The organism is Streptomyces sp. So13.3 (assembly GCF_005860785.2).
Classification (GTDB): domain Bacteria; phylum Actinomycetota; class Actinomycetes; order Streptomycetales; family Streptomycetaceae; genus Actinacidiphila; species Actinacidiphila fildesensis.
In genome coordinates this window covers 6966675-6989902 of sequence record NZ_CP048835.1, presented here as the reverse complement: position 1 = coordinate 6989902, position 23228 = coordinate 6966675, and the positions used below count along the sequence as shown (strand labels likewise).

Sequence of the window (23228 nt, the reverse complement as noted above, 5' to 3'; positions counted from 1 at the left end):
CCGTTCCGCCGCCGCGTCACACCGCTCCGGCGCCGGTGAGGGAACGGACCTCCGTCTCCGCGAACTTGGCCCCGTCCCCGGGTTCCGGGAAGAGCACGGTGCCCAGCCAGCCCGCCAGGAAGCCCAGCGGGATGGAGACCAGTCCCGGGTTCTCCAGCGGGAAGAGATGGAAGTCCACACCGGGGAAGAGGGCGTCGGGCCGTCCGGAGACGACGGGCGACAGCACGACGAGGAGCAGTGCGGGGATCAGCCCGCCGTAGATCGCGCAGACCGTTCCCCGGGTGGTGAAACGGGGCCAGAACAGGGAGAACAGCAGCGCGGGCAGGTTCGCCGAGGCGGCCACCGCGAAGGCGAGGCCCACGAGGAACGCGATGTTCTGCCCCTGCGCGAACAGGCTCAGCGCGATCGCCACCGCGCCGATCCCGACCGCGGCGAAGCGCGCCACCCGCACCTCGTCGTTCCCGGACGCGGGGCCCGCGTGCTTCCCGCTGCGGCGCAGCGTGGCGTACAGGTCATGCGCTACCGAGGCGGACGAGGCCAGGGTGATCCCGGCGACCACCGCCAGGATCGTCGCGAAGGCCACCGCGCCGACGACGGCGAACAGAACCGTTCCACCTGTGGAACCGGCTCCCCCGCCCAGATCCTGGGCCAGCAGCGGTACGGCGGTGTTGCCGGCCGCGTTGGAGGTGCGTACGGCGTCCGAGCCCACGACCGCCGCGGCGCCGAAGCCGAGGACGATCGTCATCAGGTAGAAGGAGCCGATCAGCCCGATCGCCCAGACCACCGACCGGCGGGCGGAACGGGCGGTGGGCACCGTGTAGAAGCGCGACAGGATGTGCGGCAGCCCGGCCGTGCCGAGCACCAGGGCGATCCCGAGGCTGATGAAGTCCAGCTTCGAGGTCCAGCTCCCGCCGTACTTGAGGCCGGGCGCCAGGAAGGCGCTGCCGTGTCCGCTGCCGGCCGCCGCGGAACGCAGCAGGCCGTTCAGATCGCCGTGGAAGCGGATCAGCACCAGCACGACGAGCGTGATGGTGCCGCCCATCAGCAGCACGGTCTTGACGATCTGGATCCACGTCGTCGCGCGCATGCCGCCGAACGAGACGTAGACGACCATCAGGCCGCCGACCCCGATCACCGTCCAGGTCCGGGACGCGCCGCCCTGCCCGCCGAGCAGCAGCGCCACCAGGCTGCTCGCACCGACCATCTGCGCGACCAGGTAGAGCACCGAGACGATGACCGAGGAGGTGCCGGCCGCGATCCGGACGGGCCGCTGCCGCATCCGGGCGGAGAGCACATCGGCGAGGGTGTAGCGGCCGCAGTTGCGGACAAGTTCCGCGACGAGCATGAGGACGACGAGCCAGGCGACCAGGAAGCCGACCGAGTACAGCAGGCCGTCGTAGCCGAAGAGCGCGATGAGACCGGAGATGCCGAGGAACGACGCCGCCGACATGTAGTCGCCCGCGATGGCGAAACCGTTCTCCATGGGGGAGAAGAGCCGGCCCCCGGCGAAGAACTCGACCGACGAGCTGCGTCGCCGGCCCGCCCAGGCGGTGATGGCCAGGGTGACGGACACGAAGATCGTGAACAGGACGAGAGCGAGCCCCTGGTGCTCGTTCGCCGGATCTGCCAGGTACCGGACCATCAGCGCATCCGCTCCTGGGTGTCCCAGCGCAGGTCGAGCGCCGCCCGGTCCCTGCGCAGCCGCGCATGCCGTGAGTAGGCCCAGGTCAGCAGGAACGTCGTGGCGAACTGCGCCAGTCCCGCGACCATCGCCACATTGAGCTCACCGGCCACCGGGCGGCTCATCAGACCCGGCGCCACCGTGGCCGCCACCACGTAGAGCAGATACCAGGCGAGGAAGGCCGCGACCGCCGGAAAGGCGAACCGGCGGTACTGGCCGCGCACTTCCTGGAACGCGGCGCTCTGCTGCACCTCCAGGTAGACCGCGGCCCGGTCCTGCTCCGCCCCCGCGACGGGCGCCGCAGACGGCGCCGGCACGGGTGACGGTGCCGGCGTCGTCGGGTCCGGAACCCAGAGACCGGCGGCCAGGGCGTCGTACCAGGGGTCGTCCACCCGCAGCGCGCCCGGGTCGCCCCCGTCGTGCTTGTCCACCGAACTCTCCTCGCTTCACAAGCCAATTGGCCGTGCGCCCAAGCATGGACAGAGTGGGAAGATCCGGTGCCATCAAGCTGAAACGTTCACCCCATCAGGTGATGCCGTGCCGGTAGGCATATCCGACGACCTGTGAAAGCAGCGGTGCTCCCCCACCCTGGGGGGTGGGGGAGCACCGGTCGGCCTGCGGGTGCGGCTAGGCGTCGATGCGGGACCGGTCGAGCGTCGCCGCCGAGTTGGTGATGAACTCCTTGCGCGGTGCGACCTCGTTGCCCATGAGCAGGTCGAACGCCTGCTCCGCGGCCTCGAGGTCGCTGATGTTGATCCGGCGCAGGGTGCGGTGGCGCGGGTCCATCGTGGTCTCCGCGAGCTGGTTGGCGTCCATCTCACCCAGCCCCTTGTAGCGCTGGATGCCGTCCTTGTAGCGGACGTTCCGGCGCTGCAGGTCGAGCAGCGTCTGCCGCAGCTCGCTGTCCGAGTAGGTGTAGATGTACTTGTCCTGCCCCTTCTTGGGCTGGACGAGCTCGACGCGGTGCAGCGGCGGCACGGCGGAGAAGACCCTGCCCTGCTCGACCATCGGACGCATGTAGCGCTGGAACAGCGTGAGCAGCAGGCACCGGATGTGCGCGCCGTCGACGTCGGCGTCCGCGAGGAAGATCACCTTGCCGTAGCGCGCCTGGTCGATGTCGAAGGTCCGGCCCGACCCGGCTCCTATCACCTGGATGATCGCGCCGCACTCGGCGTTCTTCAGCATGTCCGACACCGACGACTTCTGGACATTCAGAATCTTGCCGCGGATCGGCAGCAGCGCCTGGAACTCCGAGTTCCGGGCCACCTTGGCCGTGCCGAGTGCCGAGTCGCCCTCGACGATGAACAGCTCGGTGCGGTCCACGTCGTCGCTGCGGCAGTCCGCCAGCTTCGCCGGCAGCGAGGAGGTCTCCAGCGCCGTCTTCCGGCGCTGCGCGTCCTTGTGCTGGCGGGCCGCGATGCGGGTGCGCGCGGCGGCGACGGTCTTCTCCAGCACCGCCCGCGCCTGGAGCTTCGTGTCGCGCTTGGCGGAGGTCAGGAACTCCTTGAGCTCCTTGGCCACGACGTTGGCCACGATCCGGTTGGCGGCCGAGGTGCCGAGCACCTCCTTGGTCTGGCCCTCGAACTGCGGCTCGGCCAGCCGTACGGTGACGACCGCCGTCAGACCCTCCATGGCGTCGTCCTTGACGACGTCGTCCTCGGCGACGCGCAGCAGCTTCGCGGAGCGCAGCACCTCGTTGACGGTCTTGGTGATGGCCCGCTCGAAGCCCGTGACGTGCGTGCCGCCCTTGGGGGTGGCGATGATGTTCACGAACGACCGCGACACGGTGTCGTACCCCGTGCCCCAGCGCATCGCGATGTCGACGCCCAGCTCACGGGTGACCTCGGTCGCCGTCATGTGGCCGCGGTCGTCCAGGACCGGGACGGTCTCCTTGAAGCTGCCGCTGCCGGTCAGCCGCAGGACGTCGCAGATCGGCTTGTCCTGGGAGAGGTACTCGCAGAACTCGCTGATGCCGCCGTCGTAGTGGAAGACGTCCTCGACGGCCTTGCCGTCACCTTCCAGGTCGCGCTCGTCGCGGACGACGATGGTCAGCCCCGGCACCAGGAAGGCCGTCTGGCGGGCGCGCTGGTGGAGGTTCTCCAGCGAGATCTTGGCGTCCTTGAGGAAGATCTGGCGGTCCGCCCAGTACCGGACGCGGGTGCCGGTCCTGGCCCTGGGGACCTTCTTCGACTTGTTCAGGCCACTCGCCGCGTCGAAGGAGGAGTCGGGACCCGCTCCGGAGAAGGAGCCGGGGACACCGCGCCGGAAGCTGATGGCGTGCGTGTGACCGCTCCGGTCGACCTCGACGTCGAGGCGGGCGGACAGCGCGTTGACGACCGAGGCGCCGACACCGTGCAGGCCGCCGGAGGCCGCGTAGGAGCCACCGCCGAACTTGCCGCCGGCGTGCAGCTTGGTCATCACGACCTCGACGCCCGACAGCCTGGTCTTGGGCTCCACGTCGACCGGGATGCCGCGGCCGTTGTCACGGACCTCGACCGAGGAGTCGCTGTGCAGGAAGACCTCGATGCGGTCGCAGTGACCGCCGAGGGCCTCGTCGACGGAGTTGTCGATGATCTCCCACACGCAGTGCATGAGGCCACGGCTGTCGGTCGACCCGATGTACATGCCGGGGCGCTTGCGGACCGCCTCCAGCCCCTCGAGGACAAGAAGATGCCGCGCGGTGTAGTTGGAACCGTCGCGATCTGCGCCCGTCAGCAGCGCGGAGGACGGCACGGATGTTTCGGCGGTCACGCGGGCAGCTCCTCGATAAAGTTCTTCGGCTGTGTCGGTGAGAGGGTACCGAGACCTGGTACGCCGGTTGTGCCGCGACCCGGTATCCGGGCCCCAGAGTAGCCCCGTATCGATCGTACGTTCGATACCTCATTTGAGTGATACCCATGTCACGTTCCCATTGAGGCATGAACCATTTAGGCTCCGGGCACGTCCTCACCAACAACCGGCAACCCAGTCGGTGGACACAACCGGACAAGCGCCCCAAAAGCGACAACTAACGCATCAGAGGCCAATCAGCTACCAACAGGTAGCATCCAGTCACTTCGAAGTCAGATTTCGAGGAAAAGCCACGAGCGGGAACGTTTTCGGCCTGGTTGGATGTTGACCCTGGTACGACAGCTCGTCGAGCTAGAGAAGAGGCGACGTGACTACAGTTCTGACCCCCGCGAGCCCGCTGACGGCGGCGGACCGCTGCGACCGTTGCGGCGCCCAGGCATACCTGCGCGTCGTCCTCATCAGTGGCGGCGAACTGCTCTTCTGCGCGCACCACGGGCGCAAGTTCGAGCCCGAACTCAAGAAGATCGCTGCGGAAATACAGGACGAAACCGGCCGACTCACCGACACCCCGGCGCAAACGGTCGAGGACGAGCACTGACACATCGCACCTGCGACGAGCTCGGACCGACGGGCGGCCGGACCCCACCAGGGGCCGGGCCGCCCGTCGGCTCTTCCGGGCCCGTCAACGGTGCCGGGTGCCCATGGCGCTCGTGACCAGTGCGCGGACCGCGGAGATCCGGGTGTAGACCCCGGGATGCCCGGCCTCGGCGCATCCGGTGCCCCAGGAGACCAGGCCGACCAGCTTGCCGCCGACGACCAGCGGCCCGCCGCTGTCGCCCTGGCAGGCGTCCTTGCCGCCCTGCGGCTCCCCGGCGCACAGCATGGTCCTGCTGAGGTAGGTGCCGTCCGCGTTGCCCGGGTAGGCGCGCTGACAGACCGCGTCGTCGAGCAGCACCACCTCCGCGGACCGCAGGACCGGTGAGTACGCCCCGGCGCCTGTGGTGTCCCCCCAGCCGGACACGAGGGCCTTCGAGCCCGCCAGGTAGTCCTGCGGGTCGCCCGCCCCCGCCATCGCGATGGCCGAACCTGCGGGCAGCGGCTTCTCAAGTGTGATGACCGCCACATCGCCGGCATGGGTCACCGGGTCGTATCCCGGGTTGATCCGGACCTGTCGCAGCCGTATTTCCTGGCCGTTCACGCCCCTGAGGTCGAGCCGGCCGGCTATGACGCGCAGATCCCGGGCGTTCCGCCAGTCCCCGCCGAGCACATCGCGGCCGAAGCAGTGCGCCGCGGTGATCACGGTCGAGGCGGAGACCACCGCCCCGCCGCAGAACTGGCCGGATCTCGTCGGTCCGAAACGGTCACGGCTGGCCAGCGCCACCACCCAGGGCTGCTGCCCGGCGACGACCTGGTCGCCGCCTATGACCACCGCCTCGGCCTTCGGCCCGGCGCCGGCGACCCCGAGCGGCACGATCAACGTGGCCAGCGCCACCGCCGATCCGCTGAGCAGCATCCGGAACGTGGAACGCATACGGCCTCCTGACCCTGTGGATCCCTCTGGAAACCCAGAGTGATCCATAGGACCGGAGGCCGCATCCGCTGGATTCGGAAGGATCAGTCCAGATAGTCCCGCAGCACCTGCGAGCGCGACGGGTGCCGAAGCTTCGACATCGTCTTCGACTCGATCTGGCGGATCCGCTCGCGCGTGACCCCGTAGACCTTGCCGATCTCGTCGAGCGTCTTCGGCTGTCCGTCCGTGAGGCCGAAGCGCATGGAGACCACGCCCGCCTCCCGCTCGGACAGGGTGTCGAGCACCGAGTGCAGCTGCTCCTGCAGGAGCGTGAAACTGACCGCGTCGGCCGGCACGACCGCCTCGGAGTCCTCGATGAGGTCTCCGAACTCGCTGTCGCCGTCCTCACCCAGCGGGGTGTGGAGGGAGATCGGCTCACGGCCGTACTTCTGGACCTCGATGACCTTTTCGGGGGTCATGTCGAGTTCCTTGGCCAGCTCCTCCGGGGTGGGCTCGCGGCCCAGGTCCTGGAGCATCTGGCGCTGCACACGGGCGAGCTTGTTGATGACCTCGACCATGTGCACCGGGATACGGATGGTGCGGGCCTGGTCGGCCATCGCGCGGGTGATCGCCTGGCGGATCCACCACGTGGCGTACGTGGAGAACTTGAAACCCTTCGTGTAGTCGAACTTCTCGACCGCACGGATCAGGCCCAGGTTGCCCTCCTGGATCAGGTCCAGGAAGAGCATGCCGCGGCCGGTGTAACGCTTGGCCAACGAGACCACGAGGCGGAGGTTGGCCTCCAGCAGGTGGTTCTTGGCCCAGCGGCCGTCCTCGGCGATGATCTCCAGCTCGCGCTTGAGCTTGGGAGCGAGCTTGTCAGCCGCCGCCAGCTTGTCCTCCGCGAACAGGCCGGCCTCGATGCGCTTGGCGAGCTCGACCTCCTGCTCCGCGTTGAGCAGCGGAACCTTGCCGATCTGCTTCAGGTAGTCCTTGACCGGGTCGGCGGTGGCCCCGGCCACCGCGACCTGCTGGGCGGGAGCGTCGTCCTCGTCGTCGTCGGAGAGCACGAAGCTCTCGGACTCGGGCTTGTCCGACTCCTCGTCACCCTTGCCGGGCGTGGTCGTCTCGTCGGCTTCTTCACCGTCGGCGGCCTCGTCGTCGCCCGAGGTCTTCTTGGCGGCGGTCTTCTTGGCCGCCGTCTTCTTGGCGGCGGCCTTCTTGACCGCCGTCTTCTTGGCCGCCGGCTTCGCGGCGGGTGCGTCGGATTCGTCGACCGAATCCACCGTCTCGGCCTCCACAGCCCCCGCGGGAGCGGTGGCGGCCTTGGCGGCGACGGTCTTCTTGGCGACGGTGGCCTTGGTGACGACCGTCTTGGTGGCGGTGCGCTTCGCCGGGCTCTTGGCTGCGACGCTCTTCCGAGTGCGCTTGGGCTCCTCAGCGGCACTGACCATCAGCGTCACACCTTCCTCATCGAGGACCTGGTTGAGGCTGCGCAGAACGTTCTTCCACTGGGTTGCCGGAATCTGGTCCGCTTCGAAGGCCCGACGCACGTCATCGCCGGCGATCTGCCCCTGAGCCTTACCCCGCTCGATGAGCGCCATCAGAGACTCGGACTCGGCGATCTCCGGCGGGAGCGTACGGGATGTGCTGGCCGACACGAACAACCTCTCGGAACGATGGGAACGACTCGGTGGAACCGCTCAGGAACACAGCGTCAGAACTGTCGCTGCTATTCCTTGTGCGGCCATCACCTCTTAAGTCATCGCGCTGCCTCGCCAAGCGTTACGCCCGGCCCACGTGGCCCGAGTCACACCCCATACCAACGGTAACGGTCGGATAACAGGATATTCTTCGCGCATCGGCTGCCGCCGGCCCCGGACCGTGGGTCCGGGGCCGGCTGCGGTTCGGCCGTACGGTCAGTGCTCGCGCGGAGCCGGGACGACGTGATCGGTGGCGGCGACCTCGGTGTGCACGGCGAGGAGCTGGCGCATCGTGGCCTCGGCGCCGACCCCGTCGCCCGAGGCGAGCGCGTCGACGATCCGCCGGTGCAGGGTCACGGCGGGCTCTCCGGGCCGCTCGCAGCCGGTGACCGGGCCGCCCGACACGTGCAGGGCGGAGGAGACGATGCCGGCCAGGTGCTCGAGCATCCGGTTCCCGGCCACCTGCAGGAGCAGGGAGTGGAACTCCGCGTCCGCCCGGGAGAACGTCAGGGAGTCGCCCTGGGCGGCGGCGTGCCCCATGATCTCCACCATGTCGGCGAGGCGCTGCTGGACGTCCTCGCGGCCGTGTCCGGCGGCGAGCCGTGCGGCGAGCGGCTCGATGGTCCAGCGCAGCTCGAACAGTTCGCGGCGCTGGTCGTCACGCTGCGGGCCGAAGGCCCGCCATTCGATGATGTCGGGGTCCAGCAGATTCCAGTCGGCGACCGGGCGGACCCGGGTGCCGACGTTGGGCCTGGCGCTGACGAGGCCCTTGGCCTCGAGGACGCGCAGGGACTCGCGCACCACGGTGCGGGAGACCTCGAAACGCTGGCCGATCTCCTCCGGGACGAGCGGCCGGTCGGCGCCCAGGTCGCCGGAGACGATCATCTGTCCGAGCTGCTGGACGAGTTGGCCGTGCAGCCCGCGGCCACGACTGCCGCCGGCCCGGCGGCCGACGCGGCCCATGTCCGAGTCGGCGCCGTCCCAGGAGGGAAGGCCGGGGCGGTCGACACCTGAGGCGTCGGCATACGAGTAGCGGTCGAGCTCGGCCGGGCCGACGATGCTGGAGTCGGCGGAACGAGCCGTGGTCATCAGGGTGTGCGCAAGGGTACTCACGCATCCTTTGTCGGCGATGCCACGGCGGGCCTTGAGGGCTTTGCTGAAAAGCACACGAAAGGGTGAGCACTCATCACCTGATAATTGACGCTTTATCGGAACGAAACGCCCTGCATGACAGGCCAGAGAGACAGTTCCGTTTATCCGACCGCGAGTTGGGCGGCGTCAACGTCGGCGACCCCGCAACACCGTTGCGAGGTGGGCGCAGAGCAGCACGGTGAGCGACAACACGAAGGCACAGCCGACCGGTTGGACGGCCCTCCCGCTGACGCCGGCCGCGGTACTGCCGACGCCTCCGGGCCAGCCGCCGACGACGCTGAGCAGCGCCCCTGCCGCGTCGATCAGATGGCTTCCCGCGCGGCTGCGGACCGCCAGTCCCACCGCGGGTGCCACGACGAGCGGTACCGCCAGCACCGCCGTCACACCCAGCGCGGTGGTGCGGAAGAGTCCGGCGGCCAGCAGCCCGGCCCAGGCGCAGCCGACGGCCAGCGCGGCCCAGCCGGCCGCCTGCGTGGGCCGGTCGGTGGGCAGCGGAACCGCGCCGGGACCGAGGATCACGCGGAGCACGACGGTGTCGAGCACCGCGGCCGCGGCCGCGATCAGCAGTGCGACCGCACCGCTCACCAGCATTTTGGCGACGAGCAGCCGCAGCCGCCGGGGCACCGGTACCTGGGCGGGAGCCAGTGCCGGAAAGCGGAACTCCTGCCCGTAGGCGAGCGCGCCCAGCAGACCGGCGCCCATCGCGGCGGGGGGCAGCGGAAGTTGACGCACCCAGCCGGACATCATCGACAGCGCCGAGGCCTCCCCGGTGCGCGAGAGGACCAGGGCACCGGCCACCGAGGCGAGCAGGGACAGCGCGGCGATCCACCACGGGGTGCGGATTCCGCCGAGCCGGCGCAGTTCGTACCGGAGCGGCTGAGCGGGGGTGGCCGGCGCGACGGCCGCTCTGGGCCGAGCGGGGATCCGGGCGGGGGTGGCGGGCTCGGCGGGTTCCCCGGGGGCGGCGCGGCCGGGTCCGCCGGGGGCCGCCGCGGCGGGCTCGCGGCCGTCGGCGCGGCTCAGCGGGGCGACCGGGCCGAGGTCGGCGACCTCGTCGGCCAGCCGGTGGAGCAGGATTCCGTTCCGGTAGGCGATCTCCCCGATGTGCGCGGAGGTGGTGCCGTAGATCACCAGGCGGCTGCCGGTCGCCGCGGCGATCTCGGCGCCGCCGTCGGTCAGTACCCCGGCGAGCCGCTGGGCGTGCGGGGAGTGGACGGCCACATGCGGGCGCAGCCGGGTGCGGGTGAACTCCTCGGCGGACTGGTCCGCCACCAGGCGGCCGCCGTCGATCGTGACGACCCGGTCGGACGTCCTGGCCATCGCCTTGGCATCGCGCCCGGTGACCAGGACGGCTCCGCCGTCGGCCGCGTAGGCCCGCAGCAGCGCATGCACCCAGGCGGCTTCACGGGGTGTCAGGCCGAACGACGGTTCGTCCAGGAAGAGGGTCCGCGGTTCGGCGAGGAGCGCCGCGCCGAGGCCGAGCCGCCGGTCCATGCCGAGCGAGTAGGTGCTCAGCCGCTGGTCCGCGAGGCCGGTGAGGCCGACGACGTCGAGGACTTCGTCGGCCCGCTCCGCCGGCACGCCGAGGGCGGCGGTGAGCATACGGAGATGGTTCCGCGCGGTGCGGCCGGGGTGCCCCGGCACATCGCCGAGGAGGATGCCGACCTCGCGGCTCGGGTGCCGGACTCCGTGCAGGGGGGTGCCGTTGAAGAGGGTGACGCCGCGGCCCGCCTCGAGTTCGAGCATCAGGCGCAGCGTGGTCGATTTCCCCGCGCCCGGCGCGCCGAGCAGGCCGGTGACCTGCCCGGGGCGGACCTCGAAGGTGAGGTCGTCGACCGCGGGCGGACCGTTACGGCGGGGCATACTGGTCAATCCGATGGCCTGGATCACCCTTGCACCATAACGCCCTAAATCAGACCTCTGGTCGCAACATGGGCGGATTGAGCAGAGCAGCCCCTCCGGCCTGGAACAGCTGGGCGGGGCGGCCGCCCTGACGGGTCGTCGTACCGCCGGTCGGTACGAGGAATCCGACGGTGCCCGTCACCTTGCGGTGGAAGTTGCGGGGATCGAGGGCCACCCCCCACACCGCCTCGTACACCCGCCGCAGCTCACCGACGGTGAACTCGGGCGGGCAGAAGGCGGTTGCCAGGGAGGAGTACTCGATCTTCGACCTGGCACGCTCGACCCCGTCGGCCAGGATCCGCGCGTGGTCGAAGGCCAGCGGAGCGGCCTCGCCCGCCGTGTCGAAGCCGTCCTGCTCCAGCAGCGAGCCGACCGGGGCCCAGCGGGCGCTGCGCGCGTCGCCGCCCGCGCGGGGCGCGGGCAGATCGGGCGCCAGGACGAGATGGGCGACGCTGACGACCCGCATCCGGGGGTCGCGGTGCGGGTCGCCGTACGTGGCCAGCTGTTCGAGATGAGCGCCGCTCTGGGCGCGCAGGCCGGTCTCCTCGGCGAGTTCGCGTGCCGCGGCCTGGGACAGGTCCTCGTCCGCTCTGACGAACCCGCCGGGCAGCGCCCAGCGCCCTTGGTAGGGCGGCTCGCCCCGGCGGACGGCGAGCGCGCACAGGGCGTGGTGCCGCACCGTGAGCACGACCAGGTCGACGGTGACGGCGAAGGGTGGAAAGGCCGACGGGTCGTAGGGCGACATGGCGCGATCATAGTCGTCTGCCTGACGATAAACAGCAGGATGGCCCCCTGCGCCCGCCCTTGTTTCACCCTGCCTCCCCCGCCACGGCCCGCCCCACAGGCCACAGGGGTGCCGGAGGTGCGTGGGTGCCGGGGTGCTGCCCGTGGACGACACGCCGACGGGCGCACCGGGTCGCCTGCGGGCCGCGTCGCCTGCGGGCCGCGTCGCCTGCGGGCCGCGTCGCCTGCGGGCCGCGTCGCCTGCGGGCCGCGTCGCCGCTCACGCGCCGAGCTGGAGGGCGGGGGCGGCCTCCTCGACCATCGCCATGCCGAGCCTGCTGACCCGCACCGCGAACGGCTGCTCGTCCACCCGCAGCCCCGAGAAGCGCACCGCGCCCAGCGGGGCGGTACTCATCGGGCGCACCGCGACGACGCCTCCCGGAGCGTCGGGGCGTACCCCCGCGAGCGAGGTCAGCAGATGGACGGCGCCCGCGGCGGCGACGGCGGACGGGCGGCAGGCGGTGGGGTGCGGCAGCGGTGTCCGGTCGGCGGCGCGCTGTTCGCCCGCGTACATCTCGGGCAGCTGCCGTCCGAAGGTCCGGGCCGCGTCCAGGACCCCGCGCAGGAGGGCGCCGGCCTCCTTCTCGTATCCGGCGGCGGCCAGCCCCGATACGGCGAGGGCGCTCTCATGGACCCGCACCGCACCACCCCGGTGGCCGAACGGACTGTGGCCGGGCGCCCTGGCCGAGAGCGTCCGCAGACCCCATCCGGAGTCGAGGTCCGGGGCTCCGAGCCGCCGCGCCAATTGCCCGGTCCGCGCCTTGCCGAGCAGCCCCTCGGCGAGCGTGCCGCCCCCGAGCAGTCCGGTGTCGAGCAGGTGGACCGCGGCCGAGCCGAGATGGATCACCTGCCTGCCGCCAGGGGTGAGCGCCGCGGCGGGCCGGCCGCCGCCGAGGTCGTCGACCCAGAAGTCCTCCTGGAACCGCCCGCGCAGCTCGGCCGCGTACTCGCGCCACGCGGCGGCTCCGGGGCGGCCGTGGGCGTCGAGGAGGTCGGCGCCGTGCAGCGCGGCCCGGTGGGCGTGGGCCTGCACCTCGCAGCGGAACGGGCCGCCGGGGGCGGGATCCGGCACATAGCCCGCCGCCTCCGCGACCGTGCGCAGCCAGCCGAGACAGCGCTCGGCCGCGGGCAGCAGCAGCTCGGCCTCCCGCTGCGGCATCCCCCAGCGCCGGGCTTCCGCCAGGACGGTGACGAACAGCAGCGTGGCCTCGACCCCGGAGCAGGTGGGCGGCAGATGCGGTCCCGCGTGCCGCAGCGCACCCGGGATCCGGCCGCTGTCCTGATCCTGGAGCCGCGCGAGGGTGCGCAGGGTGCCGGCGGCCAGCCGGGTGCCGAGCGGCAGCAGCATCCTGGCCGCCCACAGCGCGTCGGCGGGCGCCAGCCCCATCCGCCAGGGGGCGCCCGCCGCCACATGGACGTCGGCGAGCCGCGCGGGGTCGCGCAGCAGCAGCGCCCGCAGACCGTCCAGGCTGCCCCGCAGCAGCTCCTCGCCCCTGGCGTCGTCGCCGGACAGCTCCGCAGCGGACCAGGGCACGGGCGCCCGGTCACCCCGTACGGGCGCGGAGACGGCGGACCCGTGTGCCGCGGATTCCCGGGACACCCGCAGCTCGATGGTCCGCCCGGCGCCGGGCGGCACCGCCAGCTCCCAGCGCAGCACACCGGCCGAAGCCAGCACCCCGGCGGGGGCCGGCCGCGCGGTGACCCTGACGCCGATACCGGCATGCGACCAGCGCAGCCCCGCGTCACAGACGCTGGCCGGCAGATCGGGCCCCGCCCGCCCCGCGGCGGCCGCTCCGAGTTCGGCGAGGTCGGTGCCCAGCGCCACTTCGAGCGGCAGCCGGAGCACGGCCGGCCCGGTGTTGAGCACCGTGATGCGCTCGGTGCCGTCGGCGTCCCGCAGCCGTTCCACCGTGACCGCCGGATCGGGACCGGTGTCACCCGGAGTCCTGACCACCGCCACGAACCGGGCCCGGTCCGCGCTGAGCAGCGTGCCCAGCACGGGGATCGGCTCGGCTCCCGCGAGCCGCACCTCGCAGCGCGCCAGCACCCGCCGGCCCTCCTGATAGAAACCGTCGAGCCCCTGCCCTCTCAGCTGTCCGTCCTCGGCGGAGACGACGAGCGAAGGGGCGGCGACACAGATCACCGAGGTGTGCACGGGCTGCGGGCCGGAAGCGGGCCTGGTCAGGGCGGTGGGAGCGGGAACGGTCGGGGCGGTCGGCGGCGGGTTCACATCCCGGTGAACGGCCGGGTGGGCACCCGGGTCACGGCCCGTCTACCGTTCCTGGACAGGGAGCGCATCCCCGGTATCCGCCCGCACCACCGGAAAGAGACGCCATGGCCGTGTACCGCCAGCCCGGCACCGTTGTGACCGACCACGCTTTCGACGTACCGCTCGACCACGCGGCCCCCACCGGGGAGCGGATCCAGGTGTACGCCCGTGAAGTCGTGGCCGCGGGCCGGGAGGGCGAGCCGCTGCCGTGGCTGCTGTTCCTGCAGGGCGGTCCCGGCGGACGCTCCCCGCGCCCGCTCGGCCGGGACGGCTGGCTGACCCGGGCCCTGGACGACTACCGGGTCCTGCTGCTCGACCAGCGCGGCACCGGCCGGTCCACCCCCGCCAACCGGCAGACGCTGCCCGCGCGCGGCGACGGCACCGCGCAGGCGGAGTATCTCTCGCACTTCCGGGCCGACTCCATCGTGCGGGACTGCGAACTGATCCGCCGTGAACTGCTCGGCGCCGAGGGGCGGTGGAGCCTGCTGGGGCAGAGCTTCGGCGGCTTCTGCGCGCTGACCTATCTGTCGCTGGCCCCCGACGGTCTGCGGGAGGTGTTCGTCACCGGCGGCCTGCCGGGGCTGCGCAGCAGCGCCCGCGACGTCTACCGCTCGGCGTTCCCCCGGGTGGAGCGCAAGAACACCGAGCACTACGACCGCTATCCCGGGGACGTGGAGACCGCGCGCTCCGTCGCCCGTCATCTGCGCGACCACGACGTGACGCTGCCGGACGGCGGCCGGTTCACCGCGGAGGCGTTCCAGTCGCTGGGTCTGATGCTCGGCACGGGTACCGGCTCGCACACCCTGCACTATCTGTTGGAGGACGCCTTCCTGCCCGGCACCGACGGCCCGGTGCTCTCGGACGGCTTCCTGACCGAGGCGCAGGGTCATCTGTCGTTCGCGGCCAATCCGCTGTACGCCGTGCTCCACGAGTCGATCTACGGACAGCGCTCGGTGTCCGCCGCGGGCACCGGCTGGGCAGCGCAGGCCGCGCATCTGGAGTTCCCCCAGTTCGATGTGGACAAGGCGCTGGCGGGCGAGGGCCCGGTGCTGTTCACCGGCGAGATGATCTACCCCTGGATGTTCACCGGCGAACCAGCACTCGTCCCGCTCCGCGACGCGGCGAACCGGCTGGCGCTGCGCGAGGGCTGGCCGGACCTGTACGACCTGGCTCAACTGGCCCGGAACGAGGTACCGGTGGCGGCGGCGGTCTACCACGACGACATGTACGTCGAGACCGCCGATTCGCTGGCCACCGCGCGCGCGGTGCGCGGTCTGCGCACCTGGGTCACCGACGAGTACGAGCACGACGGTCTCCGGGTGAGCGGCGGCCGGGTCCTCGACCGGCTGATCCGACTGGTCCGCGGCGAGCTTTAGACGCGTCGATCACCCGCTGCCGCCGCTCCTGGCGCAGGCACTGGCGCAGCGGCTCGGGGTCGAGCCCCTCGTTCACCGAGTGATGGAGCAGCCGGGCGAAGGTGTAGCCGGGATCGAGGTCGAGCGCGCGGCCGAGCGCGACGCGCGCTTCCGGTTCGTCCCCGGACGCCCAGGCGACCCAGCCGGCCAGGGTCAGCGGGGCGGCGGCATGGTCCTCGTACGGTCCGACGCACCGCCGGGCGAGGGCCCGCCACAGGCGCAGCGCGGGGTCGGTGTGCGGCGGCTCCATCCACTCCGCCGCCCGGTCCCGCGCGGCGCGGTCCTGGAGGCCGAGGATGATCTCGGCGGCCTCGTCGTCGCCGAGCAGCGCGTCGTCACGCTGGTCGCTGCGCTGCGTGTCCCCGTCCGCCGGGGTGGCGCGGAAGCGTTCGAGCGCCGCGCCGACCAGGGTCAGCGTCCGGTGCCGCACCGCCTCGCAGTCGCCCACGTCCAGGATCCGCGGGACGAGTTCGGCGCAGGCCATGTCGAGCGCCCGGGCCTGCCCGGAGGTCCGCTCGGTGGCCGGCGGGACGAGCCGGGCCTCCATCTCGCGCAGCGAGCCGCGCACGTTGATGCCGGCGTACGCGGCGGCCGCGGCCATCACGGAGTCGCCCGAGGTCGCGATGGTGAAGCCGTCGGCAGGACAGCAGTCGGTGCCGGGGCAGCAGTAGGACCACCAGCGGCCCGCCGAGACGCACAGTGCCTCGACGACCGGCACGTCCAGGGCGCCGCAGGCCGTGCGCAGCCGCTGTGCCAGCGGCCGCAGGCGCTCCATGACCTGGGCCGGCCGCTCGGTCGCGGACGGGTCCTGGCACAGGAACAGGACGATCGAGGCGGCCCGGTCGCCGCGCTGCTCACTGCCTCGTACCAGACAGTCCGCGAGCTGCGAGGCGACCTCGGGCCATTCCGCGGAATCCTCGGGAATGCCCAGGCGCAGCCGGCCGCCGAAGCGGCCGTGGTCGCCGTGCAGGGCGACCATGACGATGGAGTCGCTGGGGTGAAATCCCATCAGGTACGGCAGGGCGTCGGCCAGGTCGGCCGGGCTGCGCAGGGTGACCTTGGGATCGTTCTCGGACCGGGGCGATTCGATGTGCTGTGTCATGGCCCGACAGTCCCGCAGGCCGGTGATCTCCGCCAGACCCCCCAAAAACCTGTGGATAACTTTGGGGCCGAGTTGTCCACAGGTTCGGTGCGCGGTTCGCGTGTTGTCGGTGGCATCAGGTTGCATGGGGGGCATGACTGACTCCCCCACCGCGCTTCGTACCGCGGCCGACACCGTTCTGAGCCGCCTCGTCGGTGACTCCACCGGCACCGCCCGGCTGCGCGAGGACCAGTGGCTGGCGGTCGAGTCGCTGGTGGCGCACGGCCGCCGGACGCTGGTCGTGCAGCGCACCGGCTGGGGGAAGTCCGCGGTGTACTTCGTGGCCACCGCGTTGCTACGCCAGCGCGGCGGCGGCCCCACCGTGATCGTCTCGCCGCTGCTCGCGCTGATGCGCAACCAGGTCGAGGCCGCGGAACGGGCAGGAATCCGGGCCCGGACGATCAACTCGGCGAACACCGAGGAGTGGGACACCATCGAGGCCGAGGTCGCGGCGGGCGAGGTGGATGTGCTGCTGGTCAGCCCCGAGCGGCTGAACAACCCCGATTTCCGCGACCAGGTGCTGCCCAAGCTCGCGGCGACGACCGGGCTGCTGGTCGTCGACGAGGCGCACTGCATCTCCGACTGGGGCCATGACTTCCGCCCCGACTACCGGCGGCTCCGCACCATGCTCGCGGACCTGCCGCCGGGGGTCCCGGTGCTGGCCACCACCGCCACCGCCAACGCCCGGGTGACCGCGGACGTCGCCGACCAGCTCGGCACCGGCACGGCCGGGACGGGCGAGGAGGGCGCGCTCGTGCTCCGCGGCCCGCTGGAGCGCGAGAGCCTGTCGCTCGGGGTGCTGCGGCTGCCGGACGCGGCCCACCGGCTGGCCTGGCTCGCCGATCATCTCGACACCCTGCCGGGCTCCGGCATCATCTACACCCTCACGGTCGCCGCCGCCGACGAGATCACCGCGTTCCTGCGGCAGCGCGGGTACCCGGTGGCCTCGTACTCGGGCAAGACGGAGAACGCCGACCGCATGGCCGCCGAGGCGGATCTGCTGGCCAACCGGGTCAAGGCGCTGGTCGCGACGTCCGCGCTCGGCATGGGCTTCGACAAGCCGGACCTCGGATTCGTCGTGCACGTCGGATCGCCGTCGTCCCCCATCGCCTACTACCAGCAGGTGGGCCGCGCCGGGCGCGGGGTGGACCACGCGGAGGTGCTGCTGCTGCCGGGGCGTGAGGACGAGGCGATCTGGCGCTACTTCGCGTCCCTCGCGTTCCCCACCGAGGAGCAGGTGCGCCGCACCCTGGAGGTGCTGGCCGACGCGGGACGCCCGGTGTCGGTCCCGGCGCTGGAGGCGCGGGTGGATCTGCGCCGGTCCCGGCTGGAGATCATGCTCAAGGTCCTGGACGTGGACGGGGCGGTGCACCGGGTGCGCGGCGGCTGGACCTCCACCGGGCAGCCGTGGGCGTACGACACCGAGCGGTACGCGTGGGTCGCGCGGCAGCGTGAGGCCGAGCAGCAGGCGATGCGCGACTACGCGTCGACCACCGCTTGCCGGATGGAGTTCCTGCGGCTCCAGCTGGACGACGAGGAGGCCGCGCCGTGCGGCCGTTGCGACAACTGCGCGGGTGCCCGGTTCGGCATCGAGGTCTCCGGCGCGGCGCTGGACGCGGCGCGGGCGGCGCTCGGCCGTCCCGGCATCGAGGTGGAACCGCGCAAGATGTGGCCGACCGGGCTGCAGGCGATCGGGCTCGACCTCAAGGGCCGGATCCCGGCCGGTGAGCAGGCGGCGTCCGGGCGGGCGCTCGGCCGGCTCTCGGACATCGGCTGGGGCAACCGGCTGCGCCCGCTGCTGGCCGACGGCGCACCCGACCAGGCGGTACCCAGTGACGCGGCGGACGCCGTGGTGCGGGTGCTGGCGGACTGGGCCAAGGGCCATGGAGGGTGGGCGAGCGGTGAGGCGGACGCCCCGCAGCGGCCCGTCGGCGTCGTCACCGTCGCGTCCCACACCCGTCCGCAGCTCATCGGAACCCTGGGCGCGCGCATCGCCGAGATCGGACGGATGCCGCTTCTCGGCCAGATCGCGTACACGATGGACGACGGACCCGGCCGGGTACCGCGCAGCAACAGCGCGCAGCGGCTGCGGGCGCTGCACGGCGCGTTCACCGTCCCGGCGGAACTGGCCGCGAAACTGGCCGCGACCCCCGGTCCTGTGCTGCTCGTGGATGATCTGGCCGACACGGGCTGGACGCTGGCCGTCGCGGCCCGGCTGCTGCGCAAGGCGGGCGCGACCGCGGTGTTCCCGCTGGTCCTGGCCGCGCAGGGGTGATGGGTATCGACGATTGAGACGATGAGTAGGATCTATCAGACGCAGGCGTCCATAACCGGTCAGAAGCTTCGAGTGCCCGTTGCCGCTCGCAGCCATGCGGGGAAGAATTGGCGCTGGATCCCCGACCGGCTCATCGAGCCCCCTGACCGGCGTGCGCCCGCGCCCGGTCGACGGGTGCGTCCACCGAAGGGAGGAACGTGACCATCGGTTTCGCTCCGGAGACCACTACGCGTGCCTCCTCCCGACTCTCCCGCAGCCTGGAACCAGCCGAGTGGACGGCCGCGGGAATCCCGTTGCTCGCCAATCCGCGTGAGGTCGTCAAGGATCTGCAGTCCCGGCACCTCCCCACTCCGGTCACCGCCGTGGTCGCGGTGTTCGAACCGGAGGGCCGGCTGACGGCGAGTGCCTCGTTCACCGGCAGTACCGGGGTCGTCGACGGCTGGGAGCACCGTAACGCGATCCTCGCGCATCTGCGCCGGGTGCTCCCGCACGATCTGCGGCGGCGCGCACCGGTACGGACCGCGGTGCTGCTGCTGTGCCGCGACGGCACCCCCGGCTGGACCGAGAAGGACGGCGCCTGGATGTGGGGCCTGCGCGACGCGTGCATGCTGCACGGGCTGCGCTGCGGCGCCTACGTCACGCTCACCCGGGACGGCTGGCAGGTCCTGGGCGAGAACCGCGGTGGCCGCACCCCGAGTTCCCAGCCCTTCGCCGAACAGCCGGGCGGCACAGCGGCCCTGCGCCCGCACGGGGCGCCGGAAGCGCTGCGCCGCACAGCTGCTCGTTGACCAGGCCTTCGGCCAGGCCCTCGACGGCCGAGCGTTCATCAGCCGGGCCCGCACCGACCAACCCCTCACCGACAGCACCCTCACGGACAAGGCCCTCACCGGCAGGACCGCGTCGGTCAGGCCTTCGCGGCGACCGCCCCGTTGATCAGCCCGGGGTCGCCGCACACGATCAGCAGGGTGCCCGCACGGGCCAGCGCGGTGGGCAGTCCCAGCGCGGTGGCCTCGACGGTTCCGCCGTTGACCGCGACGACCACGACCTGACGGCCCGCGGCACGTTCGGCCGTGATGCCGGCGTAGAAGACGTCGTCACCCGCGTCGTGCTGCGACCAGTAGGACGTCTCGCCGAAGGACAACTCGTGGGCGGCCCACGGGTGGTGCTCGCCCGTGGTGAGCACCAGGATCTCGCCCGGCGCGCGGCCGGTGTCCAACAGCAGGTCGACCGCCTCGTCGGCGGCGTCGATCGCGCCGTCGGCCGGGGCCGGGATGAGCTGGATCTGCGCTGTAGCGGTAACGCCCCCGGTTCCGCCGGGCGAACGCGGCACCGACGGCGCGGCGGCCGTCACGGTGGCGGAGGCGGTCGGGGCGGGCCCACGGGCCGGACCGGGCCGGCCGGGCCCGGCGTTGGCCGCGTAACCGGGGCGCGGCGGCCCGGGGCGGGGTGTAGGACGGGGACCGGGGACAGGACGGGGGGTCGACGCGCTGCGGCCTGCGGCCGGAGCTGAGCGGGGACCCGGGACACTCTCGTGAATCTGAGGCTCCTCGGGGATGAGAGGCATGGGCTGATGTCTATCAAATACGCCGCGGTTGCGCAGCGGTGGGTCGTCAAAAATCGAAACCGAGCTGCTCCCCAGGGTCGGCGGGAGCCCGGACCTTCTTCAGGTGCCGCCAGCGCGGCAGCGCGTCGAGGTACGACCAGGACAGCCGGTGGTGCGGTGTGGGGCCGAGTTCCTCCAGGGCCGCACGGTGTACGGGCGAGGGGTAGCCGGCGTTGTCGGCGAAGCGGAACGGCTCGTGTTCCGCGCCCAGTTCGGCCATCGCGGCGTCGCGGTGCACCTTGGCGATCACCGAGGCCGCGGCCACCGCGACGCAGGACTGATCGCCCTTGATGACGGTGCGCACCCGCCAGGGCCCGCCGAGGTAGTCGTGCTTGCCGTCCAGGATCACCGCGTCCGGGCGCTCCGGCAGTCCTTCGAGCGCGCGGACGGCGGCCAGCCGCAGCGAGGCGGTCATGCCGAGGGTGTCGACCTCCTCGACGCTCGCGTGACCGAGGGCGTAGGACGTCACCCAGTCGGCCAGCAGCGCGGCCATCGAGGCGCGGCGCTGGGCGGGGATCAGTTTCGAGTCGGTGAGTCCTTCGGGCGCCCGGCGCAGGCCGGTGACGGCCGCGCAGACGGTGACGGGCCCGGCCCAGGCGCCGCGTCCCACTTCGTCGACGCCTGCGACGATCTTCGCCCCGAGGGTGGCGCGCAGGGAGCGTTCGACGCTGTGGGTGGGAGGTTCATACGGCATGGCGGGGACCAGGGTACTCCCCTGTCAGGGGCGGAGCAGCGGGAGCATCACATGATCGACCAGATCGGCCATGTCCTGCTCCCCGATCCGGTGGTCGCCGATCTTGGCGCGGTACATCATCAGGGCGGGCGCCACGTCGGCGACGATGGCCGCGGTGGCGTCGGCGCGCACGGTGCCGCGGGTGATCCCGCGCCGCACCACGTCCAGGATGAGTTCCTTCCCCGGTTCGATCACGCCCTGGATGATCAGGTCGACGAAGGGCTGGGCGGCGGCGTGGTCGCACTCGTCCAGAACGGCCCGCAGCGCGATGCCGCCCTGTGAGTACATCGCCTCGCGCATCCGCATGACGAGGCACAGCAGATCCTCCCGGAGGGTGCCCAGGTCCGGCGGGGCGCCGATCTGCGGCAGCCCGAGCCGCAGCGCGTCGGCGACCAGCGCCTCCTTGGACGGCCAGCGGCGGTAGAGCGCCGCCTTGCCCGTCCGGGCGCGCGCCGCGACGCCCTCCATGGTCATCCCGCCCCAGCCGACGGCACCCAGCTGTTCCAGAGCCGCGTCGAGGATCGCGCGTTCGAGGACCGACCCCCGGCGGCGCGGCAGAACCGGTGCCCCCGACCGGATCCGCGGCGAAGTACCCATCGACAAACCTCCGTTGAAGCATATAGTGAACGGTGTCGTTCACTAAATCACTGATGGGGGATCATCTGTGACGACCTCTCAAGTACGCGAGTCACGTCCGCCCGGCACCGCCCGGCGCGAGGGACGACCCGGTATCGCTCTCGCAGTCATCGCCGCCTGTCAGCTCATGGTGGTCCTCGATGCCACGATTGTGAACATCGCACTTCCCCACATCAAGGACGCACTGTCCTTCTCCACCACAGATCTGTCCTGGGTGCTCAACGCCTACACCCTCACCTTCGGCGGCCTGTTGCTGCTCGGCGGCCGGGCGGGCGACATCCTCGGCCGGCGACGGGTGTTCATCTTCGGCATCCTGCTGTTCTCGCTCGCGTCGCTGCTCGGCGGCTTCGCCCAGGAACCCTGGCAGCTGCTCGCGGCCCGCTCGCTGCAGGGCGTCGGCGGCGCCATCGCCTCACCCACCTCACTGGCCCTGATCACCAGCACGTTTCCCGAAGGCCCGGAACGCAACCGGGCGTTCGGCGTGTTCGCCGCCGTCTCCGCGGGCGGCGGCGCCATCGGCCTGCTCGCCGGCGGCATGCTCACCCAATGGCTCGACTGGCGCTGGGTGCTCTTCGTCAATGTGCCCATCGGCCTGCTGATCGCCTTCCTCGCACCGCTGTTCATCAACGAGTCCGACCGGCGGACCGGGCGCTTCGACATTCTCGGCGCCATCACCTCCACGGGCGGTATGGCGTCGCTCGTGTACGGCTTCATCCGGGCCGCGGACTCCGGCTGGAAGGATTCCGTGACGCTCGCCGCCTTCGGGGCGGCCGTCGTGCTGCTCGCCCTGTTCGTGGTGGTCGAGCGGCGGGCCGCCGATCCGATCACGCCGCTGCGGATGTTCGCCGACCGCAACCGTTCCGGCACCTATGTGATCATGCTGAGCCTGGCCGCGGCGATGTTCGGCATGTTCTTCTTCATCGTCCTGTTCGTACAGAACGTCCTCGGGTACAGCCCGATCGACTCCGGGCTCGCGTTCCTCCCGATCACCGTCGCGATCGTGACCGGCGCGGGCCTCTCGACGCGGCTGCTGCCCGTGCTCGGCCCGAAACCGTTCCTCGTCACCGGCACCCTGCTGACCGGCGCCGGCATGGCCTGGCTCACCCGGCTCGATCCGGGCAGCGGCTATCCCGGCGGGGTGCTCGGTCCCATGGTGCTCTTCGGCTTCGGCATGGGGCTGAACTTCGTGACGCTGACCCTGACGGCCGTCTCCGGGGTGGCCCAGCACGAGGCGGGCGCCGCGTCCGGGCTCCTCAACGCCACCCAGCAGGTGGGTGGCTCGCTCGGGCTGTCGATCCTGGTCACGGTCTTCGGCACGGCGAGCAGGAACGAGTTCGGCGACCAGCTGCCGGACTTCCTCGCCAAGGCCACCCCGCAGCAGCGGGACGAGTTCGCGCGGACCCATGAGCTGCCCGCCCCCTGGGGGCACGACGTGCTCTCCCAGGGGATATCCACGGCCTTCATGGCGGGCGTCGGCTTCGTCGTGCTGGCGGTACTCACCGCGCTGTTCGTGGTGCGGGTGCGCAAGAGCGACCTGGAAGCGCTCAGCGGGAAATCCGCCGCGCCGGCGGCCTGACACCGCTCCGCCGCCCGGCCCGGTGAACGGGGCCGAGCGGCGGAGCGGAGATGGCCAGG

18 protein-coding genes are annotated in these 23228 nt (G+C 71.8%); 5 read left to right on the top strand and 13 right to left on the bottom strand.

All coding sequences use genetic code 11. The features are described 5' to 3' along the window. Positions 1–16: 16 nt before the first annotated feature. The 3 genes from C8250_RS31260 to C8250_RS31250 all read right to left on the bottom strand — a co-directional run bounded on the left by C8250_RS31260 (position 17) and on the right by C8250_RS31250 (position 4432). Positions 17–1642: a cation acetate symporter gene (locus C8250_RS31260; RefSeq protein ID WP_138357481.1), complete on the bottom strand. Its 1626-nt coding sequence runs from the start codon at positions 1640–1642 to the stop codon at positions 17–19. After that, the gene (locus tag C8250_RS31255) at positions 1642–2112 is read right to left on the bottom strand and encodes a DUF485 domain-containing protein (RefSeq protein ID WP_138357480.1); all 471 of its coding nucleotides are present in this window, start codon (positions 2110–2112) and stop codon (positions 1642–1644) included. The genes C8250_RS31260 and C8250_RS31255 overlap by 1 nt, the downstream gene beginning before the upstream one ends. 196 nt (positions 2113–2308) lie before the next feature. Further along, a complete protein-coding gene (locus C8250_RS31250; RefSeq protein WP_138357479.1) occupies positions 2309–4432 on the bottom strand; it encodes a DNA topoisomerase IV subunit B in 2124 nt (707 codons plus the stop codon). A 406-nt stretch (positions 4433–4838) separates the two neighbouring features. Here C8250_RS31250 and C8250_RS31245 point away from each other — a divergent pair, with 406 nt between their 5' ends. Next, a complete protein-coding gene (locus tag C8250_RS31245) occupies positions 4839–5069 on the top strand; it encodes a hypothetical protein (RefSeq protein WP_138357478.1) in 231 nt (76 codons plus the stop codon). Positions 5070–5153: 84 nt separating this feature from the next. Here C8250_RS31245 and C8250_RS31240 read toward each other — a convergent pair whose 3' ends face one another. The 6 genes from C8250_RS31240 to C8250_RS31215 all read right to left on the bottom strand — a co-directional run bounded on the left by C8250_RS31240 (position 5154) and on the right by C8250_RS31215 (position 13706). Next, complete coding sequence (locus C8250_RS31240) at positions 5154–6002, bottom strand: serine protease (RefSeq protein ID WP_138357477.1); 849 nt, start codon at positions 6000–6002, stop codon at positions 5154–5156. Between the two features lie 83 nt (positions 6003–6085). Continuing rightward, positions 6086–7642, bottom strand: coding sequence for an RNA polymerase sigma factor (locus tag C8250_RS31235; protein WP_138357476.1), 1557 nt, complete (start codon positions 7640–7642; stop codon positions 6086–6088). 258 nt (positions 7643–7900) lie between these two features. Further along, the gene (locus C8250_RS31230) at positions 7901–8851 is read right to left on the bottom strand and encodes a FadR/GntR family transcriptional regulator (protein ID WP_269283889.1); all 951 of its coding nucleotides are present in this window, start codon (positions 8849–8851) and stop codon (positions 7901–7903) included. Between the two features lie 111 nt (positions 8852–8962). Next, on the bottom strand, positions 8963–10726 hold the full coding sequence (locus tag C8250_RS31225; RefSeq protein WP_187145043.1) for an ATP-binding cassette domain-containing protein: 1764 nt from the start codon (positions 10724–10726) through the stop codon (positions 8963–8965). A gap of 22 nt (positions 10727–10748) precedes the next feature. After that, the gene (locus tag C8250_RS31220) at positions 10749–11483 is read right to left on the bottom strand and encodes an NUDIX hydrolase (RefSeq protein WP_138357287.1); all 735 of its coding nucleotides are present in this window, start codon (positions 11481–11483) and stop codon (positions 10749–10751) included. Between the two features lie 258 nt (positions 11484–11741). Continuing rightward, entirely contained in the window at positions 11742–13706 is a 1965-nt protein-coding gene (locus C8250_RS31215; protein ID WP_232485543.1) for a glycogen debranching N-terminal domain-containing protein, read from the bottom strand. Positions 13707–13855: 149 nt separating this feature from the next. Between C8250_RS31215 and C8250_RS31210 the strand changes: the two genes are divergently transcribed. Then, the gene (locus tag C8250_RS31210) at positions 13856–15166 is read left to right on the top strand and encodes an alpha/beta fold hydrolase (protein WP_138357288.1); all 1311 of its coding nucleotides are present in this window, start codon (positions 13856–13858) and stop codon (positions 15164–15166) included. Here C8250_RS31210 and C8250_RS31205 read toward each other — a convergent pair. Beyond that, positions 15078–16307, bottom strand: a complete 1230-nt coding sequence (locus C8250_RS31205; RefSeq protein ID WP_138357289.1) for a DUF4192 domain-containing protein — start codon at positions 16305–16307, stop codon at positions 15078–15080. The genes C8250_RS31210 and C8250_RS31205 overlap by 89 nt on opposite strands. Positions 16308–16440: 133 nt before the next feature. Here C8250_RS31205 and C8250_RS31200 point away from each other — a divergent pair, with 133 nt between their 5' ends. Together C8250_RS31200 and C8250_RS31195 are read left to right on the top strand one after the other, a co-directional pair. Beyond that, a complete protein-coding gene (locus C8250_RS31200) occupies positions 16441–18621 on the top strand; it encodes a DEAD/DEAH box helicase (protein ID WP_138357290.1) in 2181 nt (726 codons plus the stop codon). 197 nt (positions 18622–18818) lie between these two features. Then, the gene (locus C8250_RS31195) at positions 18819–19409 is read left to right on the top strand and encodes a hypothetical protein (RefSeq protein ID WP_138357291.1); all 591 of its coding nucleotides are present in this window, start codon (positions 18819–18821) and stop codon (positions 19407–19409) included. A 116-nt stretch (positions 19410–19525) separates the two neighbouring features. Here C8250_RS31195 and C8250_RS31190 read toward each other — a convergent pair whose 3' ends face one another. The 3 genes from C8250_RS31190 to C8250_RS31180 are packed head-to-tail and all read right to left on the bottom strand — an operon-like array spanning position 19526 to position 21554. Then, positions 19526–20185 carry a hypothetical protein gene (locus C8250_RS31190; protein WP_138357292.1) on the bottom strand — a complete coding sequence of 220 codons (660 nt, stop codon included), beginning with the start codon at positions 20183–20185 and terminating at the stop codon, positions 19526–19528. A 46-nt stretch (positions 20186–20231) separates the two neighbouring features. Beyond that, positions 20232–20918, bottom strand: a complete 687-nt coding sequence (locus tag C8250_RS31185; RefSeq protein WP_138357293.1) for a ribonuclease HII — start codon at positions 20916–20918, stop codon at positions 20232–20234. A gap of 24 nt (positions 20919–20942) precedes the next feature. Continuing rightward, a complete protein-coding gene (locus C8250_RS31180; protein ID WP_138357294.1) occupies positions 20943–21554 on the bottom strand; it encodes a TetR/AcrR family transcriptional regulator in 612 nt (203 codons plus the stop codon). A 67-nt stretch (positions 21555–21621) separates the two neighbouring features. Here C8250_RS31180 and C8250_RS31175 point away from each other — a divergent pair, with 67 nt between their 5' ends. Beyond that, the gene (locus C8250_RS31175) at positions 21622–23169 is read left to right on the top strand and encodes an MFS transporter (RefSeq protein ID WP_138357295.1); all 1548 of its coding nucleotides are present in this window, start codon (positions 21622–21624) and stop codon (positions 23167–23169) included. Positions 23170–23228 lie beyond the last annotated feature (59 nt).